Source organism: Neobacillus oceani, assembly GCF_046237595.1.
Classification (GTDB): Bacteria; Bacillota; Bacilli; order Bacillales; family Cytobacillaceae; genus Bacillus_D; species Bacillus_D oceani.
Genome location: NZ_CP143543.1, coordinates 4300952 through 4322901, shown reverse-complemented (window position 1 = coordinate 4322901; position 21950 = coordinate 4300952). Strand labels below are relative to the sequence as shown.

The 21950-nt window shown below is 47.2% G+C and carries 26 protein-coding genes; 25 read left to right on the top strand and 1 reads right to left on the bottom strand.

From position 1 onward, the window contains the following. Window positions 1-81 precede the first annotated feature (81 nt). The 13 genes from V1499_RS21710 to upp all read left to right on the top strand — a co-directional run bounded on the left by V1499_RS21710 (window position 82) and on the right by upp (window position 9419). Window positions 82-399 carry a hypothetical protein gene (locus tag V1499_RS21710; protein ID WP_409272506.1) on the top strand — a complete coding sequence of 106 codons (318 nt, stop codon included), beginning with the start codon at window positions 82-84 and terminating at the stop codon, window positions 397-399. A 179-nt stretch (window positions 400-578) separates the two neighbouring features. Beyond that, the gene (gene spoIIR, locus V1499_RS21705) at window positions 579-1442 is read left to right on the top strand and encodes a stage II sporulation protein R (protein WP_409272504.1); all 864 of its coding nucleotides are present in this window, start codon (window positions 579-581) and stop codon (window positions 1440-1442) included. Between the two features lie 218 nt (window positions 1443-1660). Further along, entirely contained in the window at window positions 1661-2047 is a 387-nt protein-coding gene (locus V1499_RS21700; protein ID WP_409272503.1) for a KGG domain-containing protein, read from the top strand. Window positions 2048-2184: 137 nt separating this feature from the next. Then, window positions 2185-2367, top strand: coding sequence for a hypothetical protein (locus V1499_RS21695; RefSeq protein WP_409272502.1), 183 nt, complete (start codon window positions 2185-2187; stop codon window positions 2365-2367). A gap of 22 nt (window positions 2368-2389) precedes the next feature. Further along, window positions 2390-2860, top strand: a complete 471-nt coding sequence (locus V1499_RS21690) for a hypothetical protein (RefSeq protein WP_409272501.1) — start codon at window positions 2390-2392, stop codon at window positions 2858-2860. Between the two features lie 199 nt (window positions 2861-3059). Further along, the gene (locus V1499_RS21685) at window positions 3060-3503 is read left to right on the top strand and encodes a GNAT family N-acetyltransferase (RefSeq protein ID WP_409272500.1); all 444 of its coding nucleotides are present in this window, start codon (window positions 3060-3062) and stop codon (window positions 3501-3503) included. 177 nt (window positions 3504-3680) lie between these two features. After that, the gene (locus tag V1499_RS21680) at window positions 3681-4733 is read left to right on the top strand and encodes an L-threonylcarbamoyladenylate synthase (RefSeq protein ID WP_409272499.1); all 1053 of its coding nucleotides are present in this window, start codon (window positions 3681-3683) and stop codon (window positions 4731-4733) included. Between the two features lie 180 nt (window positions 4734-4913). Then, window positions 4914-5468, top strand: a complete 555-nt coding sequence (locus tag V1499_RS21675; RefSeq protein ID WP_409272497.1) for a manganese efflux pump MntP family protein — start codon at window positions 4914-4916, stop codon at window positions 5466-5468. Between the two features lie 133 nt (window positions 5469-5601). Then, window positions 5602-6057, top strand: coding sequence for a low molecular weight protein arginine phosphatase (locus V1499_RS21670; RefSeq protein WP_409272496.1), 456 nt, complete (start codon window positions 5602-5604; stop codon window positions 6055-6057). Window positions 6058-6094: 37 nt separating this feature from the next. Continuing rightward, complete coding sequence (gene rpiB / locus V1499_RS21665; RefSeq protein WP_409272495.1) at window positions 6095-6541, top strand: ribose 5-phosphate isomerase B; 447 nt, start codon at window positions 6095-6097, stop codon at window positions 6539-6541. Window positions 6542-6661: 120 nt separating this feature from the next. Further along, on the top strand, window positions 6662-7237 hold the full coding sequence (locus V1499_RS21660; RefSeq protein ID WP_409272494.1) for a TIGR01440 family protein: 576 nt from the start codon (window positions 6662-6664) through the stop codon (window positions 7235-7237). Between the two features lie 83 nt (window positions 7238-7320). Continuing rightward, window positions 7321-8562 (top strand): serine hydroxymethyltransferase, encoded by a 1242-nt coding sequence (glyA, locus tag V1499_RS21655; protein WP_409272493.1) that lies wholly within the window; start codon window positions 7321-7323, stop codon window positions 8560-8562. Between the two features lie 227 nt (window positions 8563-8789). Further along, complete coding sequence (gene upp / locus V1499_RS21650) at window positions 8790-9419, top strand: uracil phosphoribosyltransferase (RefSeq protein WP_409272491.1); 630 nt, start codon at window positions 8790-8792, stop codon at window positions 9417-9419. 104 nt (window positions 9420-9523) lie between these two features. On the opposite strand, the gene V1499_RS21645 is transcribed toward upp, so the two are convergent. Beyond that, window positions 9524-10306, bottom strand: a complete 783-nt coding sequence (locus tag V1499_RS21645; protein ID WP_409272490.1) for an AAA family ATPase — start codon at window positions 10304-10306, stop codon at window positions 9524-9526. A 145-nt stretch (window positions 10307-10451) separates the two neighbouring features. Here V1499_RS21645 and V1499_RS21640 point away from each other — a divergent pair, with 145 nt between their 5' ends. From V1499_RS21640 to V1499_RS21585, 12 genes are all read left to right on the top strand, one after another. Further along, the gene (locus V1499_RS21640) at window positions 10452-12761 is read left to right on the top strand and encodes a S8 family serine peptidase (RefSeq protein WP_409272488.1); all 2310 of its coding nucleotides are present in this window, start codon (window positions 10452-10454) and stop codon (window positions 12759-12761) included. Window positions 12762-13155: 394 nt separating this feature from the next. Then, complete coding sequence (locus tag V1499_RS21635; RefSeq protein WP_409272486.1) at window positions 13156-13377, top strand: AtpZ/AtpI family protein; 222 nt, start codon at window positions 13156-13158, stop codon at window positions 13375-13377. A 6-nt stretch (window positions 13378-13383) separates the two neighbouring features. After that, window positions 13384-13755: an ATP synthase subunit I gene (locus V1499_RS21630; RefSeq protein WP_409272485.1), complete on the top strand. Its 372-nt coding sequence runs from the start codon at window positions 13384-13386 to the stop codon at window positions 13753-13755. 23 nt (window positions 13756-13778) lie between these two features. After that, entirely contained in the window at window positions 13779-14492 is a 714-nt protein-coding gene (gene atpB, locus V1499_RS21625; protein WP_409272484.1) for a F0F1 ATP synthase subunit A, read from the top strand. A gap of 68 nt (window positions 14493-14560) precedes the next feature. Further along, on the top strand, window positions 14561-14767 hold the full coding sequence (gene atpE, locus V1499_RS21620) for a F0F1 ATP synthase subunit C (protein WP_316570565.1): 207 nt from the start codon (window positions 14561-14563) through the stop codon (window positions 14765-14767). A gap of 187 nt (window positions 14768-14954) precedes the next feature. Then, window positions 14955-15476 carry a F0F1 ATP synthase subunit B gene (locus V1499_RS21615; RefSeq protein ID WP_409276360.1) on the top strand — a complete coding sequence of 174 codons (522 nt, stop codon included), beginning with the start codon at window positions 14955-14957 and terminating at the stop codon, window positions 15474-15476. After that, complete coding sequence (locus tag V1499_RS21610) at window positions 15473-16009, top strand: F0F1 ATP synthase subunit delta (RefSeq protein ID WP_409272482.1); 537 nt, start codon at window positions 15473-15475, stop codon at window positions 16007-16009. Before V1499_RS21615 ends, V1499_RS21610 begins: the two co-directional genes overlap by 4 nt. 24 nt (window positions 16010-16033) lie before the next feature. Next, entirely contained in the window at window positions 16034-17542 is a 1509-nt protein-coding gene (atpA, locus tag V1499_RS21605) for a F0F1 ATP synthase subunit alpha (protein ID WP_409272480.1), read from the top strand. Window positions 17543-17693: 151 nt separating this feature from the next. Next, entirely contained in the window at window positions 17694-18551 is an 858-nt protein-coding gene (locus tag V1499_RS21600; protein WP_409272478.1) for a F0F1 ATP synthase subunit gamma, read from the top strand. Window positions 18552-18651: 100 nt separating this feature from the next. Further along, window positions 18652-20073, top strand: coding sequence for a F0F1 ATP synthase subunit beta (gene atpD / locus V1499_RS21595; RefSeq protein WP_409272477.1), 1422 nt, complete (start codon window positions 18652-18654; stop codon window positions 20071-20073). Between the two features lie 20 nt (window positions 20074-20093). After that, window positions 20094-20501, top strand: a complete 408-nt coding sequence (locus V1499_RS21590) for a F0F1 ATP synthase subunit epsilon (RefSeq protein WP_316570559.1) — start codon at window positions 20094-20096, stop codon at window positions 20499-20501. A gap of 466 nt (window positions 20502-20967) precedes the next feature. Continuing rightward, on the top strand, window positions 20968-21888 hold the full coding sequence (locus V1499_RS21585) for a DL-endopeptidase inhibitor IseA family protein (RefSeq protein ID WP_409272475.1): 921 nt from the start codon (window positions 20968-20970) through the stop codon (window positions 21886-21888). Window positions 21889-21950 lie beyond the last annotated feature (62 nt).

Genomic DNA, 21950 nt, shown 5'->3' with positions numbered 1-21950 from the left:
AACATTTTGGTAATGTGTTTAACTGTCTCGTAAAGAGGGTAAATAGAGCAGTCGGCACTTTTACTCGCGGGGGGAGACATAATGGAAAATGCCATTGTCGGCATCTTTGATAGTATCCAAAGGCTGGAGTCCGCCATAAAAGAACTTAGAAACAGCGGCTGCAGGTCAGAGGATATGACGCTTGTTGCAAAAGAGGATACTAGTATTGAGGGAGAAGTGGACATTCCGGTTATCCAGGTAACGGATGGCGAATTGCTCTGGGACATCATACAGGAGTACGTTCTTAACGATGAGGCAGATCCTGCCATGCTGGCACAGTTGAAATCGACTGTCCTTACCGAGGGAAAGTATGTCCTTTTAATGGAAAAGTGCCGCAGCCATGCGATGTTGCCGGTATAATAGTAGTGATAATTGTTTAACCCGGCAGAGGCCGGGTTTTTATATTTTGCGGGAATCTTCTTCAACAATAAGTTAAATATTGAAACCGGAAGAGCCGAAGTTTTTTAAATAAAAGTTTCTCCTAGTTTATGATTCTTCCATTTTGGCCAGACTGTTGATAGTGAAGGACGGTGGGGGAAATGAATCATAAACTAATCGTTTGGCTGTACTTGGCGGCCTTATCAATTGGAACAATCGTAAATCTATATGCGCCGCAAATACAGGCAGCCAGCAAAGAGGAAATTATCATTCCGGGTGAAGCCATCCGGTTAAGAATCCTGGCGAATAGCGACACAGAGGCGGACCAGGAATTAAAGCGCAAAGTACGTGATGAGGTCAACGACAAAATAACGGAGTGGGTTGGAGAATTGACGAGCCTGGATGAGGCAAGGGATGTCATCAAGGGGCATCTTCCGGAAATTGAAGCGATTGCCAGGGAAGTAATTGATGAAAATAGGTTTACCCAAAGTGCCAAGGTTGAGTTCGGTATCGTAAACTTTCCGACAAAGCTTTACGGACAGTTCCTTTATCCAGCTGGTAAGTATGAGGCAATCCTCATTACACTTGGTGAAGGAAAGGGTGCCAATTGGTGGTGTGTATTGTACCCCCCTCTCTGCTTTCTTGATTTCTCAAGCGGGACAGCTGTCAGGTCACCTGGATTTGAGGATACGCAGAAGGAAACAAGGAATATAGAAAAAAGAGAAATTAACGAGTTGGAAAGCCCTGAAACCGTTGAGGAAGCTGGACAAAAAGAAGCTGAAAAACCCGCGGAAAATATTGGGGAATATTCGACTGGAAAAGTTTCAGCAGAAGAAAATAAGGACAATATTAACAACATTCAAAAGGAGCAGTTAACCCAAAAGAACGAGCTTCTGGGGACTAATTTCATAAGTGAGAAAAACTCCGAAAATCATTATACTAAAAAAGTTTTTGTTGCAGAAGATGAACAACCGGTAAAGGTAAAGTTTTTTGTTGTGGAATTATGGGAGAAACTCATGAATTAAAGCCTGCTATGCGGGCTTTTTTTACTATAAAAAAATAGTAATTTCCTAAGTCAAACCTAAAGAAGCTAAAAGTTGATTTCCACTTCAGTATTTTTCTTCCTCCATTATCTCTTTTCATTTACAAATAAATAACAATCGGTTGTATAGTGTTTTTAAAGTGGAGAAGCGGTTAAAGAAGGAGTGTGCAACACAAAATCTTCGAAGGAGTGATCTTAACGATGGCTAGAAATAACAACGGAAAGATGTCTCGAGAAGAAGCAGGACGTATGGGTGGAGAAGCAACAAGCAGAAAACACGATAAAGATTTTTACCAGGAAATCGGCCGTAAAGGCGGGGAAGCAACAGCTGGATCCCACGATAAGGATTTCTACCAAGAAATCGGCCGTAAAGGCGGGGAGGCAACAGCTGAATCCCATGATAAAGATTTCTACCAGGAAATCGGCCGCAAAGGCGGCGAAACGACAGCTGAGTCCCACGGAAAAGATTTCTATCAAGAAATTGGCCGTAAAGGCGGCGAAGCAACCAGCAATAACCATGACCGCAATTTCTATGAAGAAATCGGCGAAAAAGGTGGAAAAGCCCGCTGGGACAATAACAACAAATAAGAGTTCTGTATTTAAAGGGTGCCCAATCGGTTGGTTGGGCGCCTTTTTCAACGTTCAACAGGAACTTTTAATTTTTCGATTTTGGATGAATGACAAAGTCTCGCCAGATCCTAAAAAAGGATGCTCCTCAAATTCGGATGAGTGACATTGATCGGTCAAAATCTGAAAAGGAAGTCACTCAAATCCCGATGAGTGACATTGATTGGGTAAAAACCGAAAAGGAAGTCACTCAAATTCGGATGAGTGACATTGATTGGGCAAAATCCGAAAAGGAAGTCACTCAAATCCTGATAAGTGACAATGATTGGGCAAAAATCTGAAAAGGAAGTCACTCAAATAAGCATGAGTGACAATGTTTGGGCAAAATCCGAAAAGGAAGTCACTCAAATCCAGATGTGTGACAATGATTGGGCAAAATCCGAAAAGGAAGTCACTCAAATCCGGATGAGTGACATTGTTTGGGCAAAATCCAAAAAGGAAGTCACTCAAATCCAGATGAGTGACATTGATTTGGCAAAATCCAAAAAGGAAGTCACTCAAATCCAGATGAGTGACAATGATTGGGCAAAATCCGAAAAGGAAGTCACTCAAATTCGGATGAGTGACATTGATTGGTCAAAATCTGAAAGAGAAGTCACTCAAATCCAGATGAGTGACATTGATTGGGCAAAATGCGAAAAGGAAGTCGCTCAAATCCCGTTGAATGACATTATCAGGTCAACATGCGAAAAGGATGCCACTCAAATCGGCTTGAATGATAGAGTTCCTCTTCAGCCCAAGAGGATGCTTTACAAAAACTTTTTAGGCAGCTAGGTTGTTTTTAATAATAGAGAATAAGTCCGAAGTGGCTACGCGTTTAGAAGCAGAAATAAATCTGCGAGAGGATTCTGATGGAATGCTGCTTTTTTCATCCGTATCCAGGCTTCGACGCTTTTCATTTAGTCGTGATAGTTCTATTCTTTTTCCCTCCTACATAGTCATAGAGTAGATTACTAGAACAGGAGTGGGAGAGATGGAATTGTCATTGAAAAGCGGCACACGTGAGGATCTTGCCAGAATCATTGGTTTTTTGGAAAAGGCGGGCTTGGGTACGGCCGGTATTGACGAGGAAATGGCAGAGCAATTCCTTATCGCTGAAAATGATGGTGAAATAAAGGCAAGCCTTGGCATTATGCTATTTGGTGATTTCGGGCTTCTTCGGTCGCTTGCGCTTTCGGAAGGGCTTGGGGGACAGAAATTGTTCAAGCTGTTTGAGCAAATGCTTCATTTGGCGAATAAGAAAGGATTAAAGGCAGTTTATCTCGCGACAAATAAGAGGGCCGCGATTCCTTTCTTTGAAATGGCCGGCTTCAGCATGATTGTAAAAAGCGAGCTTCCAGAGGCATTTTTCCGCTCTGCGCATGTTATGGAGATACTAAATGTGGAAAACTCGGTTTTTATGAAATTCCAATTCTAAAATGTGGATATATCCACAAAGTTATCCACCATTTCAATAGGATTATCCACAAATTGTGGATAATGCCTTGTGTTTACCCATCTCTTCTTTTATACTTTCAAGGAAAAAGAAACCGAAAAGTGCCTTTTTGTCTTATGTATTGAGATAAATGGCGTAAATGAATTAAGGTGAAAAAAGATGGAAACAAAACGTTGGACAGTGGATAACGCTGTGGAAAAGTTGATAAATAATCCACAAATCAAACTGGCCGCCCAGCTTCTGGCCGAAAATGAAGTAGTCGCATTTCCCACGGAAACCGTATATGGACTTGGCGGGAATGCAGAAAATGATGGGGCAGTTGCAAAAATATTTCTGGCCAAAGGAAGGCCATCAGATAATCCACTCATTATTCATATTGCTGAGAGAGAAAAGATGGCAAGCTTTGTAGAGGAAATTCCTCGCGTAGCGGACAGGCTGATGGATGCGTTTTGGCCAGGTCCTTTGACGCTTATTTTACAAAAGAAAAAAAGTGCATTGTCGGAAAAGGCCACTGCGGGCCTTGAGACTGTAGGGGTCAGGATGCCTGACCATCCTGTCGCGCTTGCAATTCTTAAGGAATGCGGGCTTCCGATAGCTGCGCCGAGTGCTAACAGTTCCGGAAAACCAAGCCCCACAACAGCCGCCCATGTAGCGGCTGATTTGAGCGGGAAAATTGCCGGAATTGTCGATGGCGGGCCAACGGGGGTTGGCGTGGAGTCAACCGTCCTTGACTGTACTAGCGAGGTTCCAACGATCCTGCGCCCGGGGGGAATTACAAGGGAGCAGCTTGAATCGGTAATCGGCAGCGTCGAGGTGGATCCCGCTCTTTCGGCGGAGGATGCAAATCCGAAGGCGCCAGGCATGAAATACAGGCATTATGCCCCCGAAGCTCCGCTTTATTTGGTTGCCGGAAGCCGTGAATACTTGCAGCAGCTGGCAACACAACAAATGGAAGAGGGTAAGCGGGCTGGCATCTTGGCGACTGAGGAAAGTGCGGGCTTCTACAAGGCGGATGTGGTCATTGCCTGCGGGAAGCGGGATAGCCTCGATACGGTCGCCGCGTCGCTTTATGATACACTTCGGATGTTCAATGAATCCGAAGCCGATGTGATTTTTAGCGAAATGTTCCCTGAAGTAGGCGTTGGCCATGCCATTATGAACCGATTGATGAAAGCTGCCGGGAACAAGGTCATTTTCGAACATGAGAATTGATAAGGAACTTCCAACTGATCCCTAAGGAAAGTGACGCATTTCATGAAAGCTCAACATAGAGGAATGCTCCAGGAAAGCGTCGCGCTCCTTGGCCGGGCCGTCCATAATCCGTTATCCACACCTTCTAAACATACCTGGACGTGCATATGATGAACTAGCATGTCCGGGGAGCTGGTCACAATGTCGATGATGGTTGGAGAGTTGGCAACACTGTTGCTGATGGCGTTTGCACTTGGAATGGATGCATTTTCCGTGGGCTTGGGAATGGGAATGTACAGGCTTCGGCTACGGCAGATTTTTAAAGTCGGCATTACCATTGGCATTTTTCACGTTTGGATGCCTTTGGTCGGGATGATTGCGGGCAGGTTCCTGTCCGAGCAGTTTGGGGCATTCGCATCCCTGATTGGCGGCTTGCTGCTTGTCCTGCTTGGAATCCAGATGATTTGGGCAGGGCTCAAAAAGGATCAGGAAAGCGTGATTACGCCGCTTGGTTTTGGGCTTGTATTTTTTGCGCTGAGTGTCAGCCTTGATAGTTTTTCAGTTGGGTTGACACTGGGGATTTACGGAACGAGGACCATGGCGGCCATCCTTTGTTTCGGATTAGCTGCAACAATATTAACCTGGGCTGGACTGCTGGCGGGAAGAAAGGTCCAAGGGTGGCTTGGATCATACAGCGAATTCCTTGGCGGTGTGATTTTGCTGGCATTCGGCCTGAAACTGCTGCTGCCAATATAACGAAACATGGAACGGCTCTCCAGAAGGGGGCCGTTTTTATATTTGATTGGACTTTCAAGAACTGGCACCCCGAATTGGCAGATTGGAAAATAGCGCAAACGGGCTATATAATGGAAGGAAAGGAGGCCCGAACATGCATCGAGTTTTGTTTGTTTGTACTGGGAATACATGCAGGAGCCCAATGGCCGAAGCAATTTTAAAAAGCAAACAGCTTCCCGGGGTTGAAGTGAGGTCTGCCGGGGTTTTCGCTGTCAACGGGGCGCCCGCATCACCGAATTCCATCCTCGTAATGGATGAGAACCGGATTAGCCATTCCCATCAATCAAGGAGTCTTGAAAAGGAAGACATAGAGTGGGCAACTGTCATCCTTTCCATGACTATTACCCATAAACAGGCGATTACCAGCCGGTTTCCAGAGGCTTTTGGTAAAACCTATACGCTAAAGGAGTTTGCCGAAGGGGAAGGCTATCCAGATGTCGGCGATCCTTTTGGAGGCGATGCCGATGTTTACCGGGACACCTTCTCGGAGCTTGGCAGGCTCATAGAAAAAGCAGCCAAAAAGCTCATGGAACCTGAAAAAAGGGAATAATTGATCTATAGTCTTTTTACTTTAGGAGGAAACAATCATGAAAGTAGCACTCGCATCAGATCACGGGGGAATCAACATCCGCAAGGAAATAGCAACTCTTCTTAATGAAATGAACATTGAATATGAGGATTTCGGCTGTGAATGCAGCACGTCCGTCGATTATCCCGATTATGCTTTGCCGGTTGCTGAAAAAGTGGCATCCGGGGAGTTCGACAGGGGCATTCTTATTTGTGGAACCGGAATTGGTATGAGCATTGCCGCGAATAAAGTAAAGGGAATCCGCTGTGCACTAGTCCATGATACCTTCAGCGCCAGAGCGACTCGTGAACATAATGACTCAAACATGCTTGCCATGGGCGAACGCGTCATCGGACCGGGCCTCGCGCGGGATATTGCGGAAATCTGGCTTTCAACGGAGTTTACTGGGGGACGCCATGCAGGCCGTGTTGGCAAAATAAAAGAATATGAGGAAAAACACCTGTAAACCCATCGAGTAGTTTCGGAGGATTTATTTGCGGGTTGTAGGAGATAGTGCCCCGCGGACGTTTTTGATGACGGCGCGGGGCTTCATTGTTCAATAGTAAAAATCAGAGGAGGGATACTAATGCAGAAGGATATTGAAAAGTGGGAACAGGAATTCAGCGAAATCCTCGACGGGTTCCTCGAGAAGGTGGAACTGAAACCGGGCAGCTTGTTTATCGTCGGTTGCAGCACAAGCGAGGTGGCCGGGAAACATATTGGTACCGCGGGAACAGTGGAAGTCGCTGAGATGCTTTATCGGCAGTTGGACAAGTTCCGTGAGCGGACAGGGGCGGAGCTTGCGTTCCAATGCTGTGAACATTTGAATAGGGCTGTTGTCATCAGTAGAAATGCTGCGGAGCGAAGGGGGCTAGAGGAAGTTTCGGTTATTCCTGCCCGGACGGCCGGCGGGGCGATGGCCACTTATGCTTTTGGAAAAATCGACGATGCCGTTGTGGTGGAATCGGTTAAAGCGGATGCGGGAATCGATATTGGCGACACGCTGATCGGCATGCACCTGAAAGCGGTTGCTGTCCCGGTCAGGGTTGGCCGGCGGGCGGTTGGGCACGCGAATGTCGTTCTTGCCAAAACGAGGCCAAAGCTAATTGGCGGACCGCGGGCCGTATACGAACGGACCCAAGAAAATCTTTCCTGTACGTGAGTATCTTTTTCGCCAAAAAACTGCTAAAATAGTATCGAATTTTCGAAATAAATAGAAACGCGACTTCTGAGGGGGATTAGTTAATGGAGCATTTGGCAAAGCGGGACCCACAGGTATTTGGATCGATTCAGCAGGAATTGCAAAGGCAGCGCACAAAGATTGAGTTAATCGCTTCGGAGAATTTTGTCAGTGAGGCTGTAATGGAAGCCCAAGGGTCAGTTCTGACCAATAAATATGCGGAGGGATATCCGCAAAGGCGCTATTACGGTGGCTGTGAATATGTCGATGTTGTCGAAGACCTTGCCCGCGACCGCGCCAAGGAAATATTTGGTGCCGAGCATGCGAATGTCCAGCCCCACTCAGGAGCACAAGCGAACATGGCAGTCTATTTTACAATTCTTGAACCAGGCGATACCGTCCTCGGGATGAACCTCTCGCATGGCGGCCATTTGACTCACGGCAGCCCTGTCAATTTTAGCGGCGTCCAATATAATTTTGTCGAGTACGGCGTTGATGAAGAATCCCAACGAATCAATTATGAAGATGTCCGGGCAAAAGCGCTTGAACACAAGCCTAAATTGATTGTTGCCGGCGCGAGCGCGTACCCCCGGAAAATAGATTTTAAGAAATTCCGTGAAATAGCGGATGAGATTGGCGCTTACCTGATGGTTGATATGGCCCATATTGCCGGCCTTATTGCGGCTGGGCTGCATATGAATCCAGTGCCTTACGCTGATTTTGTCACGTCCACAACGCATAAAACACTGCGCGGCCCGCGTGGCGGATTAATTCTCTGCCGTGAGGAGTTTGCGAAAAAAATAGATAAATCCGTATTCCCTGGCATCCAGGGCGGCCCGCTCATGCATGTAATCGCGGCAAAGGCGGTTGCATTCGGTGAAATACTAAACAATGGGTTCAAGGAGTATGCGGGAAGTGTCATTTCCAATGCAAAGGCGCTTGCCAAAGCACTTCAGGAAGAAGGGATCACACTTGTTTCCGGCGGAACGGACAACCATTTGATTTTGGTCGATTTGCGCAACATTGGCTTGACAGGCAAGGTTGGGGAAAAAGTGCTTGATGAAATCGGCATCACTGTCAATAAAAACACGATTCCATTCGATCCTGAAAGCCCGTTTGTAACAAGCGGCATCCGAATTGGTACGGCTGCCGTCACCACCCGCGGCTTTGGGGAAGAAGAGATGAAGGAAATCGCCTCGATTATGGCGTTCACCTTGAAGAACAATGAGAATGAAGCCAAACTTGATGAAGCAAAGGCACGCGTCGATGCGCTCACTTCCAAGTTCACCCTATACCCTGAATATTGATAGGTAGGAACCAATGAGACTGGAGAACCTGCCATGTCTTCACCGGCCCGATAATTAACGGGCCGGTTTTTTTATGGACAGGCAAGGGAATAATTTCCTTGAAGTCCCAGTTAAGGAAAATGGCTAGAAAAGGCATTCCTTGTTGCCGAGCAAAAGTTTTTTCTGTAAAATTAGACGAAGTGTGCAAACCTATTCAAGAGGATACTACTAGTAAAGGGGCGATTATTTTGGCAAAAGTATACGTATTTGACCACCCGTTAATCCAGCATAAACTCACCTACATACGTGATAAAAACACCGGAACAAAGGAGTTCCGCGAGCTTGTCGATGAGGTCGCTACGCTAATGGCGTTTGAAATCACCAGGGAAATGCCACTTGAGGACATTGAAATTGAAACTCCCGTAAGTGTGACGAAATCAAAGGTCCTTTCTGGTAAAAAGATAGGGATTATCCCCATCCTCCGTGCCGGAATTGGGATGGTCGATGGAATTCTTAAGCTAATCCCAGCCGCAAAGGTTGGCCATATCGGACTCTACCGTGACCCTGCGACTTTGATGCCGGTTGAATACTACGTGAAGCTGCCAAGCGATGTTGAGGAGCGTGAATTTATTGTCGTCGATCCAATGCTGGCAACAGGCGGATCGGCCATCGAAGCAATCAATTCCCTGAAAAAGCGCGGAGCCAAACATGTGAAATTCATGTGCCTGATTGCCGCCCCTGAAGGCGTGGAGGCTTTCAAAAACGCTCATCCTGACGTTGACATTTTTATCGCTGCCCTTGACGAGAAACTGAACGACCATGGGTATATCATCCCTGGCCTTGGCGATGCTGGCGACAGGCTTTTTGGAACAAAATAATTTTCGAAAAAAACCGAACGGATACCAAATCTGTTCGGTTTTTGCATGTAGCGAGAAAAATATGACTGGCGAAATGAAAAGCCAGATAGGAGGGCAGCCATATATTAAAGATGCCGCAAAAATCGCTGCGGATCGTCGAGAAAATCCTTTGTCAGCCGGACATGCTCTACATCCCGGTAATCCGTTTTCGTAAATTCACCATCATCCAGTGTGTAAATATCGGCTCCCGGTATGGCCATCAGCATGGGGGAATGGGTAGCAATGATGAATTGCCCGTTTTCTTTTACCATTTCCAGAATCAACGATATGAGCGAAAGTTGCTTGATGGGGGAGAGCGGCGCTTCCGGTTCGTCGAGAATATACAGTCCATCGGGGCGGAACCGTGCCTGGAACAAATCAAGGAAGCTTTCTCCATGAGAGCGGACCTCAAGCCCCTCCCCATATAATTGTTCAAGTTCATAAAGCGTGCGCGCGTAGGGCAATACTTCCAGGCTATAGGGATCCCGTTCCTTGATTTCCCGATAGGCTTGCCGCGACTCTGCTTTAATTTCAGCGAGCTTTCTGGAATAGGTGATGAAATCATTTGCCCTGAAGAAAAAGCCATTTTTTGTCCGGACACTCCACGAGAGTTTCAGCTTCTGCCCAAGCTCCCGGGCCGGCGCGAGAGCCGGATCGGTATCAATCGGCTCGCCTCCAATCAGGATGCTGCCGCAATTTGCCGCAATTGCTTCAAGGAAAGTCGATTTTCCTGTCCCATTCTCTCCAACCAAAATCGTAACTGGGTTTTCGAATGCTAATTCCTTGAAATTTTTAATTAGCGGCAGGTTGAATGGATAATGACTTTCCTCTATTTTTTTTGTAAAGGCCACTTTTCGTAAAAGAACCATGTAATTCCGCCTCCAAGCATTGTTGCTTTTTACAATAGCAAAAAGCACCCAGGATGGCGAGGACATTCTATCTTTTATGAATAGTCTGAGGTATCGAATAGAATGACATTTTTATTCAAACCCTATCAGAAAAAGGACAGGGTATATGAAAAAACTAATAAGCACATTTATTATTGTATTTCTCCTCCAACCGGGTACCGAGGCGGCTTGGGCATTAAAAATCCCCCCCTTACCGGAAATGAAACCCCAAGAAGTGAAAAGAGGTATTTTGATCCTGAAAGAGCCTGCTTCACAGGAGGTGGCAAATCAGGTTTTGCGAAAATTTCCATCTATTAAGGTGCGGCATATCTATTCAGAGGCTTTGAATGGCTTTTCAATCGAGGGAAAGCTGGAAGAAATCAGGAAGCTTGAAAAAGATTCGAATGTGGAGTCGTTCTCCGAATTGCAAACTTATCGTATCGAAGAAGAATTGTCGGGTCATGGGAATAGCCATAAAGGCATCCGGCCGATTCCATCCAACAAAATAAACGTCAATCTAAAACAATTACAGGGAGGCTTGGATACAGAAGAGATTCAAGCCAATGGAGCGGCAATGATTGGTGCGAATAGGCTCCGTGGCTTTTTTGACAGGAATGGCAAAAGGCTGACCGGAGAAGGAGTGATAGTGGGCGTAATTGATACCGGAGTAGATTATACACATCCGGACTTAAGAAGAAATTATGGTGGCGGCAAGGATTTGGTCGATAAGGATGAGGATCCGATGGAGACAAAGGAACCGGGGGAGGCAGCGACAATCCATGGTACCCATGTCGCGGGCATTATCGCAGGTAACGGAAAAATCCAGGGAGTGGCGCCCCGTGCAACCATCAAAGCATATAGGGCGTTGGGGCCTGGCGGAAAAGGGACGACTGAACTTGTACTCGCTGCCATTGAAGAAGCGATCAAAGATCGGGTGGATGTTCTGAATTTATCTCTTGGAAACGCCGTCAACGGGCCCGACCTTCCCGTCTCAACCGCGCTAAACCGAGCCGCGGAAAAAGGGATTGTCCCTGTTGTTTCATCGGGGAATTCAGGCCCAGGCCAATGGACGGTGGGAGCACCGGGAACGGCCACCAAAGCCATTTCCGTCGGTGCGTCGACGCCATTCATGAAGGTTCCCACTATTATTATAGAAGAAACAGGAAAAAGAATTCGGATTGAAAAGATGGCAGGCTCGGGAAAGTGGATGCCGGGGCCATTGGCTGAAATTGTGGACGGCAAGTTTGGCAGGCCGGAAGAATTAAATGGCGTAAGAAATAAAATTGCCGTCATCAAGCGTGGAAAAATTACCTTCACGGAAAAAGTGAAACATGCCCTTGCGGCGGGAGCAAGAGCAGTCATTATTTATAACAACACAAAGGGTATTTTTTACGGCAATTTGGAGGAATCCGTTCCTATACCAGTGGGGACGGTGTCAGCGGCGGCTGGCAATCAGCTGTTAAGAAGCGGGAGACCCGTTAGAATCGAGCTAATTGATGATAGTGACAGGCTTGCGGCTTTCAGTTCGCGGGGACCTGTCACCGGAACATGGGAAATCAAGCCGGATGTGGTAGCCCCGGGGGTGGCGATTACAAGCGCGGTTCCCGGCGGTTACCTTGCTCTCAATGGGACGAGCATGGCAGCTCCACATGTCGCGGGAGTGTGCGCTCTCCTTAAACAGGCGCATCCCGAATGGGAGCCGGCGGAAATGAAGGCCGCGTTAATGAATACAGCTATTGTATTAAAAAATAGCCATGCCCAGCCGTACAGGACATTTGAACAGGGGGCTGGAAGAATCCAGGCCGACAAAGCAGCCGCTCCGGCGACACTTGTGCTTCCCGGCTCGCTCACTTTCGGAAAAATTGCCAAACCAATTTGGAAGGCATCACAAAACAGTAAACTGATTGTTAAAAATGTGAGTGGCAAGACAATACGCTATTCGTTTTCGATTCCCCCTCAGGATGATGGGCTGGCCTGGAAACTGCCTCTCCCCTTTACCTTGGGTACCGGTGAAGAGAAGAGGGTGCGTGTGACAGTGACTGCAGACCCGTCCGTTTATAAAGGGAGGATTGTCGATGGGGCATTGTTGCTACAAGCTGATGGTAAGCCTATTCGAATTCCTTTTATCCTCGCGCTTACCGAACCGGACTATCCAAGGGTGATGGGATTCGCCATGGGGGAGGGAGACAGGCCGGGAGTTTTCCGCTATGAGGTTTACCTACCTGGCGGTGCGGATGAATTCGGCATCGCGCTTTTCCGCCAAAACGATTTCCGATTTGTGGGCTTCCTTGATTATGGGAGGAAGGTCGGCAGGGGGATGCTGAAACGGGAAATCAATCCAGTAGTCCTTCCGGAACCGGGAATTTATATTGTAAAAGTATTTGCGAGAAAAGCGGGAAAAGAGGATTTTTTTGAAACGACCGCCCAATTTAATTGAAAGAAAACGGCTCCTAGAAAAGGGAGCTTTTTTGTTTTGAAAAAACGAACAAAAAAAGAAGGAATTTAGCGCTGAAAACAGATGAAAAAAAAGGCTTTTTGTTATGGAACACAAGATTCACTTCACACATAGTGAAAACGCTTCCAATTTAAAAACCTTCCCCTATATGCGGTTTCTGGCGAAAAAAGTCGTTTCCCCCCTATGTTTGTGAATAGATTAACCGCATTTGGATTGACAATAACAGGGTGCTATTGTATGCTTACAAAGGGCATAAAATGATAGGGTTTACATAGCATTCCTGGGGAAATGTTGCACATTGAAACAGGATTTTTTCATACATATTTTTTACGATGTTTTGCCCGATTTCCATTCTCGAAGCAGGGGATGTAACCGTATGCGAAGGAACGACCGAACCCCATTCCAGGCAATGGCGCTTATGTCGGGAATCCTTGCCCAGTTGGCCGGATCCGTGCTCATCGGCATTTTTGCGGGCAGGTGGCTCGACGGCAAAGCTGGGACGGAACCGCTTTTCCTGGTCGTTGGGCTTTTCCTCGGATTGGCGGCCGGAATCTACGCCATGCTCCGCCTCGTTAAGCAATATTATTCAGGAGACTAACATGATATGTCCGATTTAAGGGCCATTTATTTCCGCGTCAGAAGATACCTCTATTTTTTACTTTCATTATATGTACTTGGCTGGGGATTTACCGCGCACAAACCTATTTTTGCCGGACTCGTTTTGGGGACAGCCTGCAGCCTGTTCAATTTGTGGCTCATGGTAAGGAAAACAGACAAGTTCGGCGATGCTGTGATGAAGGGCAAAAAGGTGCGGTCACTCGGGTCTTTCAACAGAATGGCCACTGCTGCCCTTGCGGCAATTATCGCGTTGAAGTACCCCGAACAATTTCATTTAATCAGCGTTGTGGTGGGATTAATGACATCCTATATTGTCATTATGATAGATTTTTTAAAGCAAGCCTTTTTACGCAAATAGCAAGAGAAGCGAGGTGAATACTATTGCATCATGAAAATCCTATAGTGGGTCCGTTTTTTGGTCTGTATTTCAACATGGCGAACATTCTGATGATCACAATCGCGTCGTTAGTTGTGTTCCTCATCGCAGTCCTGTCAACACGCAGGCTGGCCATGAAGCCTACTGGAATGCAAAATTTCATGGAATGGGTCATGGACTTTGTCAAAGGCATTATCAATAGTACGATGGACTGGAAAACTGGCGGAAGATTCCACATCCTCGGAATCACCCTAATTATGTATGTGGCGATTTCAAACTTTCTAGGTCTGCCGTTCTCAATCGTCTACAAAAATGAACTGTGGTGGAAATCCCCTACCGCAGACCCGGTCATCACACTGACCTTGGCGACGATGGTTGTCGGACTGTCACACTACTACGGCATTAAAATGAAAGGGGCCGGAGCTTACGGCAAAGAATTCTTCAAGCCGTTCTGGTTCATGTTCCCAATCAAAATCATTGAGGAATTTGCGAATACCCTCACGCTTGGCCTGCGTCTCTATGGTAACATCTATGCCGGGGAAATTCTCCTCGCTCTTATTGCCGGAAGCATGGCAACCGGATTTTGGGGGAGTTTGGCAGCAGTTATCCCAATGCTGGCCTGGCAAGGATTCTCTGTCTTTATCGGCGCCATCCAGGCGTTTATCTTCACAATGTTAACGATGGTTTATCTGGCCCATAAGGTCAGCAGCGACCATTAATATATACCTGTTCATTATATGGACAAAAAAATAAACTTATTCACCATACATTAAGGAGGAGCTTTTAAATGGGTTCTATAGCAGCAGCAATTGCAATTGGATTGGCAGCACTCGGTGCAGGTATCGGTAACGGTCTTATCGTTTCAAAAACAGTTGAGGGCATTGCCCGCCAGCCAGAAGCTCGTGGTATGCTTCAGACAACTATGTTCATCGGGGTTGCGTTAGTTGAGGCGATTCCTATCATCGCGGTTGTTATCGCGTTCATGGTTCAATAATAGCTGGGCATTGTTCAATAATGGCGAAGATCATTCCATAATGAACCTTCGCCATTGCTTTATGCCCTGTTTTTATGTTGGGTAAACCATAGAAACATCCATCAGAAGTAATTGACTTGTAAACTATTTTCACATACACGTATCCGGGGCTATCTCCGGAATGACTCTTGAAGGGAGTGACTCGAGGGTGTTGACAAGCAGTTTTGTTTTGGGTGCGGCAGAGCCCCTATTTAACGGCGGGGATATTCTTTTCCAGCTCGTCATGTTCATTGTGCTGATGGCACTGCTCAAAAAGTTTGCATGGGGTCCATTGATGGGCATCATGAAAGAGCGTGAAACACATATTTCCAATGAGATCAGCCAGGCTGAAAAAGCGAACCAGGATGCCAAAAAACATCTTGAGGAGCAGCGTGAACTTTTAAAAGAAGCGCGCCTTGAAGCACAAGGCCTTATTGAAAATGCCCGAAAACAGGGCGATGTCCAGCGCGAGGAAATCATTTCGATCGCCCGCGCCGAGGCAGACAGGATCAAGGAATCCGCAAAGCTTGAAATCGAACAGCAAAAGGAACAGGCTGTCGCGGCTATCCGCGAGCAGGTTGCTTCCCTATCCGTCATGATTGCCTCGAAAGTTATTGAGAGGGAATTGGGCGAACAGGATCAGCAAAAGCTGATTGACGAATTCATTCAAGAGGCAGGAAGAGGCCGATGAGCACATCGATAATCTCCAAGAGGTACGCGCTGGCATTGTTCCGTATTGCGAAGGAACGTGGCCTCCTCGACGCTATTGAAGAAGAAATTCGCGTTGTGAAAGATGTTTTTGCGAACAACAAGGAATTGAATGCGGTTCTGAACTCCCCGAGGCTTTCTTTGGATCAAAAGAAAGCGATTGTTGAGGGCGCTTTTACGAACCTTAACCCATATGTCCAAAATACCCTTATGATCCTCATTGACCGCCATCGTGAAAATGAAATTCCCGGAGTGGCGGATGGATTTATCGAGCTTGCCAATGATGCGAGGGGCATAGCCGAAGCAAAAGTTTACAGCGTCCGGCCATTGTCGGACGAAGAGAGCATCGCGCTTTCAGCTTCTTTTGCGGCAAGGGTTGGGAAAAATGCTCTCCGGATTGAAAATATTGTTGATACCGACCTTCTTGGCGGAATCAAAGTCCGGATCGGAAACCGAATTTTCGATGGCAGCCTGCGAGGCAAGCTGGACCGTCTTGAACGTAAACTATTGACCTAAGATTTGTAGATAGGGGTGAAACTCATGAGCATCAAAGCTGAAGAAATCAGTGCGCTGTTAAAACAGCAAATCGAAAACTATCAGTCAGAAATTCAAGTGAGTGATGTTGGTACAGTCATCCAGATTGGTGACGGTATTGCCCGTGCTCATGGCCTCGACAATGTCATGGCTGGGGAACTTGTTGAGTTTTCGAACGGCGTTATGGGGATGGCACAAAACCTTGAAGAAAATAACGTCGGTATTATCATACTTGGCCCTTATACGGAAATTCGCGAAGGCGATGAAGTACGCCGTACAGGGCGCATCATGGAGGTTCCGGTAGGCGAAGCGCTTATTGGCCGCGTCGTTAACCCGCTAGGCCAGCCAATCGATGGCATGGGCCCAATCCATACTACTAAAACACGTCCAATTGAAGCGGTCGCCCCAGGGGTTATGGACCGTAAATCCGTTCATGAGCCGCTCCAAACCGGGATTAAGGCGATTGATGCCCTTGTTCCTATCGGCCGCGGACAGCGTGAATTGATCATTGGTGACCGCCAGACTGGTAAAACAGCTGTTGCCATTGATACAATCTTGAATCAAAAAGGCCAGAACATGATTTGTATCTATGTTGCAATCGGACAAAAAGAATCGACAGTCCGGAACGCGGTTGAAACGCTCCGTAAGTACGGCGCGCTTGATTACACAATCGTTGTAACCGCATCAGCATCCCAGCCGGCGCCGCTTTTGTTCCTAGCTCCATACGCGGGAGTATCAATGGCTGAAGAGTTCATGTACGAAGGCAAGCATGTCCTTGTCGTTTACGATGACCTTACAAAACAGGCTGCCGCTTACCGTGAACTTTCCCTTCTACTTCGCCGCCCTCCAGGCCGTGAAGCATATCCAGGGGATGTATTCTACTTGCACAGCCGCCTTCTTGAGCGCGCGGCGAAATTGAGCGATGCGAAAGGCGCGGGTTCAATCACGGCCCTTCCGTTCATTGAAACACAGGCGGGAGACGTTTCCGCTTATATCCCAACGAACGTAATTTCCATTACTGACGGTCAGATCTTCCTGCAGTCAGACCTGTTCTTCTCGGGTGTACGTCCGGCGATTAACGCTGGTCTTTCAGTATCCCGTGTAGGGGGTTCCGCACAAATCAAAGCGATGAAAAAGGTATCAGGTACATTGCGCCTTGACCTTGCCTCTTACCGTGAATTGGAAGCTTTTGCCCAGTTCGGTTCCGATCTTGACAAAGCAACCCAGGCGAAGCTTGCCCGAGGAGCACGCACAGTAGAAGTGCTCAAGCAGGACTTGCACAAACCGATTGCGGTTGAAAAGCAGGTCATGATTCTTTATGCACTGACACGCGGCTTCCTTGATGATATTCCTGTTGGCGATATCCGCCGATTTGAAAATGAATTTTACACATGGCTCGACCACAACCGCAAAGACGTGTTGGACCATATCCGTACGACGAAGGAACTTGCTTCCGACGACGATATGGCTGCTGCAATCAACGGATTTAAAAAGACGTTTGCAGTTTCGGAATAATGGCTATGGCGCTGAGCCCTTCCGGTTGGCACGATTTCCCCATAACGGGAGCTTGCCTGGAAGGGCGCCAGGGCCGGTATATTCTCCAACAATAACAGGCAGGGGCCAACGCGGCTCTCGGCCTTAACTTTGATAAGGGTGGTGAGAACCAGTGGCATCATTACGCGACATTAAATCCAGGATTGTTTCCACAAAGAAAACGAGCCAGATTACAAAGGCGATGGAAATGGTATCGGCGGCAAAATGGAACCGTGGAGTCATGAGTGCCAAGTCCTTTGTCCCTTATATGGAAAAGATTCAGGAAGTGACGGCTTCGATTGCGGTTGGCAGCAAGGATGCTAACCATCCAATGCTCCAGTCAAGGCCGGTTAAAAAGACTGGTTACCTTGTCATCACATCCGACAGGGGGCTTGCGGGCGCATATAACAGCAACATTTTGCGCCAGCTGTACCAGACAATCCAGGATCGTCATAAATCGAATGATGAATTTGGCATTATTGCAATTGGAAGGATTGGACGCGACTTTTTCCGTAAAAGAGGCATGAATGTCGTACTAGATATAGTCGGCATTTCCGACCAGCCTTCATTTGACGATATAAAGGAAATTGCAAGCAGTACGGTGGGCATGTTTTCCGATGGTACATTTGACGAACTGTATATGTATTACAGCCACTACATCAGTGCGATTTCACAGGAAGTAATCCAAAAGAAGCTGCTTCCATTAACGGATATTTCCGCATCCACAAAGCTTACATCCTATGAATTCGAGCCAAATGCCGAGGAAATTCTTGAAGTTCTCCTCCCACAGTATGCGGAAAGCCTTATTTATGGCGCTCTCCTAGATAGCAAGGCTAGCGAGCATGCTGCCAGGATGACGGCGATGAGGAATGCAACCGACAATGCAAAAGAGCTTATCAATGCATATAGCTTGAAATATAACCGTGCCCGCCAGGCGGCAATCACTCAGGAAATCACGGAGATTGTCGGCGGAGCATCTGCTTTGGAGTAAACACGCGACACGATTGAGCGGCCAAGGTCTTCTGCTGTATTGCCTTAAAAGGCAATGGCATGGCCATGGTCCCCGGATTTTTCAGATTGGAGGGAAAACGATGAACACAGGACATGTCCTGCAAGTTATGGGACCGGTTGTTGACGTTAAGTTTGACAGCGGCAACCTGCCGGAAATCTATAACGCATTAAAGATAAGTTCCAAAGCGCGCAATGAATCAGAAGTCGATATCGACCTGACCCTTGAGGTAGCCCTTCACCTTGGTGACGATACTGTCCGTACCATTGCAATGGCTTCCACGGACGGGCTGACACGCGGACTTGAAGTAGTGGACACAGGCGCCCCTATTTCTGTTCCGGTTGGGGATGTAACACTTGGGCGTGTCTTTAACGTACTGGGTGATTCAATTGACCTGGACGCACCAGTTCCGGCTAGCGCCCGTAGGGATTCCATTCACCGCGAGGCTCCTACTTTCGAGCAACTTTCGACCGAAGTCGAAATTCTTGAGACGGGAATTAAGGTAGTTGACCTGCTTGCACCATACATTAAGGGTGGTAAAATCGGCCTTTTTGGTGGTGCGGGTGTAGGGAAAACCGTCCTTATCCAGGAATTGATCAATAACATTGCCCAGGAGCATGGTGGGATTTCCGTTTTCGCCGGTGTTGGCGAACGCACACGTGAAGGAAATGACCTTTACCATGAAATGACTGACTCGGGCGTTATTAAAAAGACAGCGATGGTATTCGGTCAGATGAACGAACCGCCTGGCGCGCGTATGCGTGTAGCCCTTACCGGTTTGACAATGGCTGAGTATTTCCGTGATGAGCAGGGACAGGACGTTCTCTTCTTCATGGATAACATTTTCCGTTTCACGCAGGCAGGCTCGGAGGTATCCGCCCTTCTCGGACGCATGCCATCCGCGGTTGGTTACCAGCCGACGCTTGCGACAGAAATGGGCCGCCTCCAGGAACGGATTACGTCTACAAATAAAGGTTCCGTTACATCAATTCAGGCAATTTACGTTCCAGCCGATGACTATACCGACCCGGCTCCGGCAACGACTTTCGCCCACTTGGATGCAACGACAAACCTTGAGCGTAAGCTTTCCGAAATGGGTATTTACCCTGCGGTGGATCCGCTCGCTTCGACATCTCGCGCATTGACGCCTGAAATTGTTGGCGAGGAGCACTACAATGTAGCCCGCCAAGTTCAGCAGACGCTTCAGCGTTATCGCGAGCTTCAGGACATTATTGCGATTCTTGGTATGGATGAGCTTGCCGATGAGGATAAGCTAGTGGTACATCGTGCGCGCCGGATCCAATTCTTCCTTTCGCAAAACTTCCACGTTGCCGAGCAGTTTACCGGCCAGCCTGGTTCTTATGTGCCAGTTAAGGAAACTGTCAAAGGCTTCCGTGAAATCCTTGATGGAAAATACGATCATCTTCCGGAAGATGCATTCCGCCTAGTAGGCCGCATCGAAGACGTTATCGAAGCTGCAAAAGGCATGGGCGTAGAGGTCTAAACAAGCCAGGAGGGTGAAAAATGAGGACTATCAAAGTCAGTGTTGTTACTCCCGATGGCCCGGTTTATGACGCCGATGTCGAAATGGTAAGCACGAAAGCACAAAGCGGTGAACTGGGAATTCTTCCAGGACACATTCCGATGGTCGCACCACTGCAAATTGCGGCCGTCCGGATGAAAAAGGAAGGAAAAACTGAACTGGTTGCGGTAAGCGGAGGATTTCTTGAAGTCCGTCCCGAGAAGGTAACCATTTTGGCCCAGTCCGCGGAACAATCGGATGAGATTGATGTCGAGCGTGCGTTGCGTGCGAAGGAGAGGGCCGAACAGCGCCTCCGGGAGCGCCAGCAGGAGCATATCGATTTCAAACGTGCGGAACTTGCGCTTCAGCGCGCCATTAACCGTCTGGCCGTAGCAGAGAGAAGATTGTAAAAACAATATATTAACTAGGACACCGCCCCCAATTGGAGTGAAAGCTCCATATTGGGGGCTTTTTCTTTGCGGAAAATAAACAGTTGGGCTCTCCAATCATAAGAAGTCGTTTATCTATAAAAATGTAAAAGACAAAATCTCCTTTAAAGTAAATTTTTATAACACAAAAAGGGGGAGATTCCGCTTATCCTCCCATTTCATGATTAATTTAATTTGTCAGCCAGACTTTGAGAATGATCGTCGGACGAAAGGATGGGTTTCCATCTTTGAACCGAAATAAAAGACTTTACTTCTTTTAATGCCCGAAGGCCCGGTTGCACACTGCCGTTCGGCCACTCCCTTAGCCAATTTAGTGTAGAAGAACGATACAATTGTTTTTCTTCATAAAACAAGGTAAATTATGTAACCTTTTCCATTATCCCGCCGACTACTCAATTGCATGACAAAATGAGTGGGAGGAATAAACATGAGAAACAAAAACGTATTGATTGCAGGTCTTACATTGGCATTACTAGGAGCACCTCTTTTGCAAACTACCGATGCGGCGTTTGCTGCAGGAACAAATAAAAATGCCGCAACACAAAAAGCAAAAGCATCAACCGAGCTATCCGCCAAGCAGGCTGTAAAAATGGCAGCGGATTTGGCGAAGGCATCAGCCTACGTCCAAATGGGAGGGTCCTATAAGGAAGGAGAGTATAAAACGTTTGCCTACAAGGGAACATCGTACCGCTACCTTTCCAGCTCCATCGACACAAAAAAGGAACTGTTGGCTTACTTAAAGAAAACCTTAACACATCATGCAGCCGAAAAATTCATCAAAGACCGTGGCATTATCGTTTATAAGGGAAAGCTTGCCCAGCCTGAGGCAGACGGGGGTTCACTCCTGCAATGGGATAAAGCCGAAGCCCAATTTGTAAGGAATGACAAGAGCGTGAAGGTTTTCCGCCTCGTAGTTCCTGTGGGCGATACAGTTGAAAAAGAAGCCTATATTGTTAGATACAACTACTATCCGTCAATTGGCTACAGAGTAAGCAGTGAACCGGTGCTTGACTTGGATGTGCCGTTTAATATCAACCCGGCTTTCGCTTTCTTTAAATATCTTCTCGTGAATTCCAGCGTATCAAAGGAACAATTCGTGGATCCTTCAACAACCGCCTGGGTCGATGAATTTAAGAAGGGAATTAAAAAGGTTGAGGTAAGGGAATTGAAAGAAGTTGGCAGGTCAAAGGTTCATGTAGAATATAAGGCTAAATTCTTCGTAGAACTGGATGCAGGATATAAAGGATCATTAAAGCCTGGCGAAAATGAAATGTATTTCCTCATTCAGCAAACAGGTGATATGGATTTTAGGATTGCCAGCTATGGTACCGCCCGTCACCTCAAGTAATTTAAACAGAAACCTGTCCGTTTTGGGCAGGTTTCTTCCTTTTGGACCCCTTTTTTACTCTT

Coding starts and splice junctions, on each gene's coding strand:
- V1499_RS21670 (WP_409272496.1), top strand. CDS start 5,602: ATGCATCGAGTTTTGTTTGTTTGTACTGGGAATACATGCAGGAGCCCA.
- atpD (WP_409272477.1), top strand. CDS start 18,652: ATGAACACAGGACATGTCCTGCAAGTTATGGGACCGGTTGTTGACGTT.
- V1499_RS21675 (WP_409272497.1), top strand. CDS start 4,914: ATGTCGATGATGGTTGGAGAGTTGGCAACACTGTTGCTGATGGCGTTT.
- V1499_RS21645 (WP_409272490.1), bottom strand. CDS start 10,306: ATGGTTCTTTTACGAAAAGTGGCCTTTACAAAAAAAATAGAGGAAAGT.
- V1499_RS21700 (WP_409272503.1), top strand. CDS start 1,661: ATGGCTAGAAATAACAACGGAAAGATGTCTCGAGAAGAAGCAGGACGT.
- rpiB (WP_409272495.1), top strand. CDS start 6,095: ATGAAAGTAGCACTCGCATCAGATCACGGGGGAATCAACATCCGCAAG.
- V1499_RS21590 (WP_316570559.1), top strand. CDS start 20,094: ATGAGGACTATCAAAGTCAGTGTTGTTACTCCCGATGGCCCGGTTTAT.
- spoIIR (WP_409272504.1), top strand. CDS start 579: ATGAATCATAAACTAATCGTTTGGCTGTACTTGGCGGCCTTATCAATT.
- V1499_RS21585 (WP_409272475.1), top strand. CDS start 20,968: ATGAGAAACAAAAACGTATTGATTGCAGGTCTTACATTGGCATTACTA.
- V1499_RS21610 (WP_409272482.1), top strand. CDS start 15,473: ATGAGCACATCGATAATCTCCAAGAGGTACGCGCTGGCATTGTTCCGT.
- V1499_RS21640 (WP_409272488.1), top strand. CDS start 10,452: ATGAAAAAACTAATAAGCACATTTATTATTGTATTTCTCCTCCAACCG.
- V1499_RS21660 (WP_409272494.1), top strand. CDS start 6,662: ATGCAGAAGGATATTGAAAAGTGGGAACAGGAATTCAGCGAAATCCTC.
- atpA (WP_409272480.1), top strand. CDS start 16,034: ATGAGCATCAAAGCTGAAGAAATCAGTGCGCTGTTAAAACAGCAAATC.
- V1499_RS21680 (WP_409272499.1), top strand. CDS start 3,681: ATGGAAACAAAACGTTGGACAGTGGATAACGCTGTGGAAAAGTTGATA.
- atpE (WP_316570565.1), top strand. CDS start 14,561: ATGGGTTCTATAGCAGCAGCAATTGCAATTGGATTGGCAGCACTCGGT.
- V1499_RS21690 (WP_409272501.1), top strand. CDS start 2,390: ATGAGTGACAATGTTTGGGCAAAATCCGAAAAGGAAGTCACTCAAATC.
- V1499_RS21685 (WP_409272500.1), top strand. CDS start 3,060: ATGGAATTGTCATTGAAAAGCGGCACACGTGAGGATCTTGCCAGAATC.
- V1499_RS21695 (WP_409272502.1), top strand. CDS start 2,185: ATGAGTGACATTGATCGGTCAAAATCTGAAAAGGAAGTCACTCAAATC.
- V1499_RS21710 (WP_409272506.1), top strand. CDS start 82: ATGGAAAATGCCATTGTCGGCATCTTTGATAGTATCCAAAGGCTGGAG.
- V1499_RS21630 (WP_409272485.1), top strand. CDS start 13,384: ATGTCCGATTTAAGGGCCATTTATTTCCGCGTCAGAAGATACCTCTAT.
- glyA (WP_409272493.1), top strand. CDS start 7,321: ATGGAGCATTTGGCAAAGCGGGACCCACAGGTATTTGGATCGATTCAG.
- V1499_RS21635 (WP_409272486.1), top strand. CDS start 13,156: ATGCGAAGGAACGACCGAACCCCATTCCAGGCAATGGCGCTTATGTCG.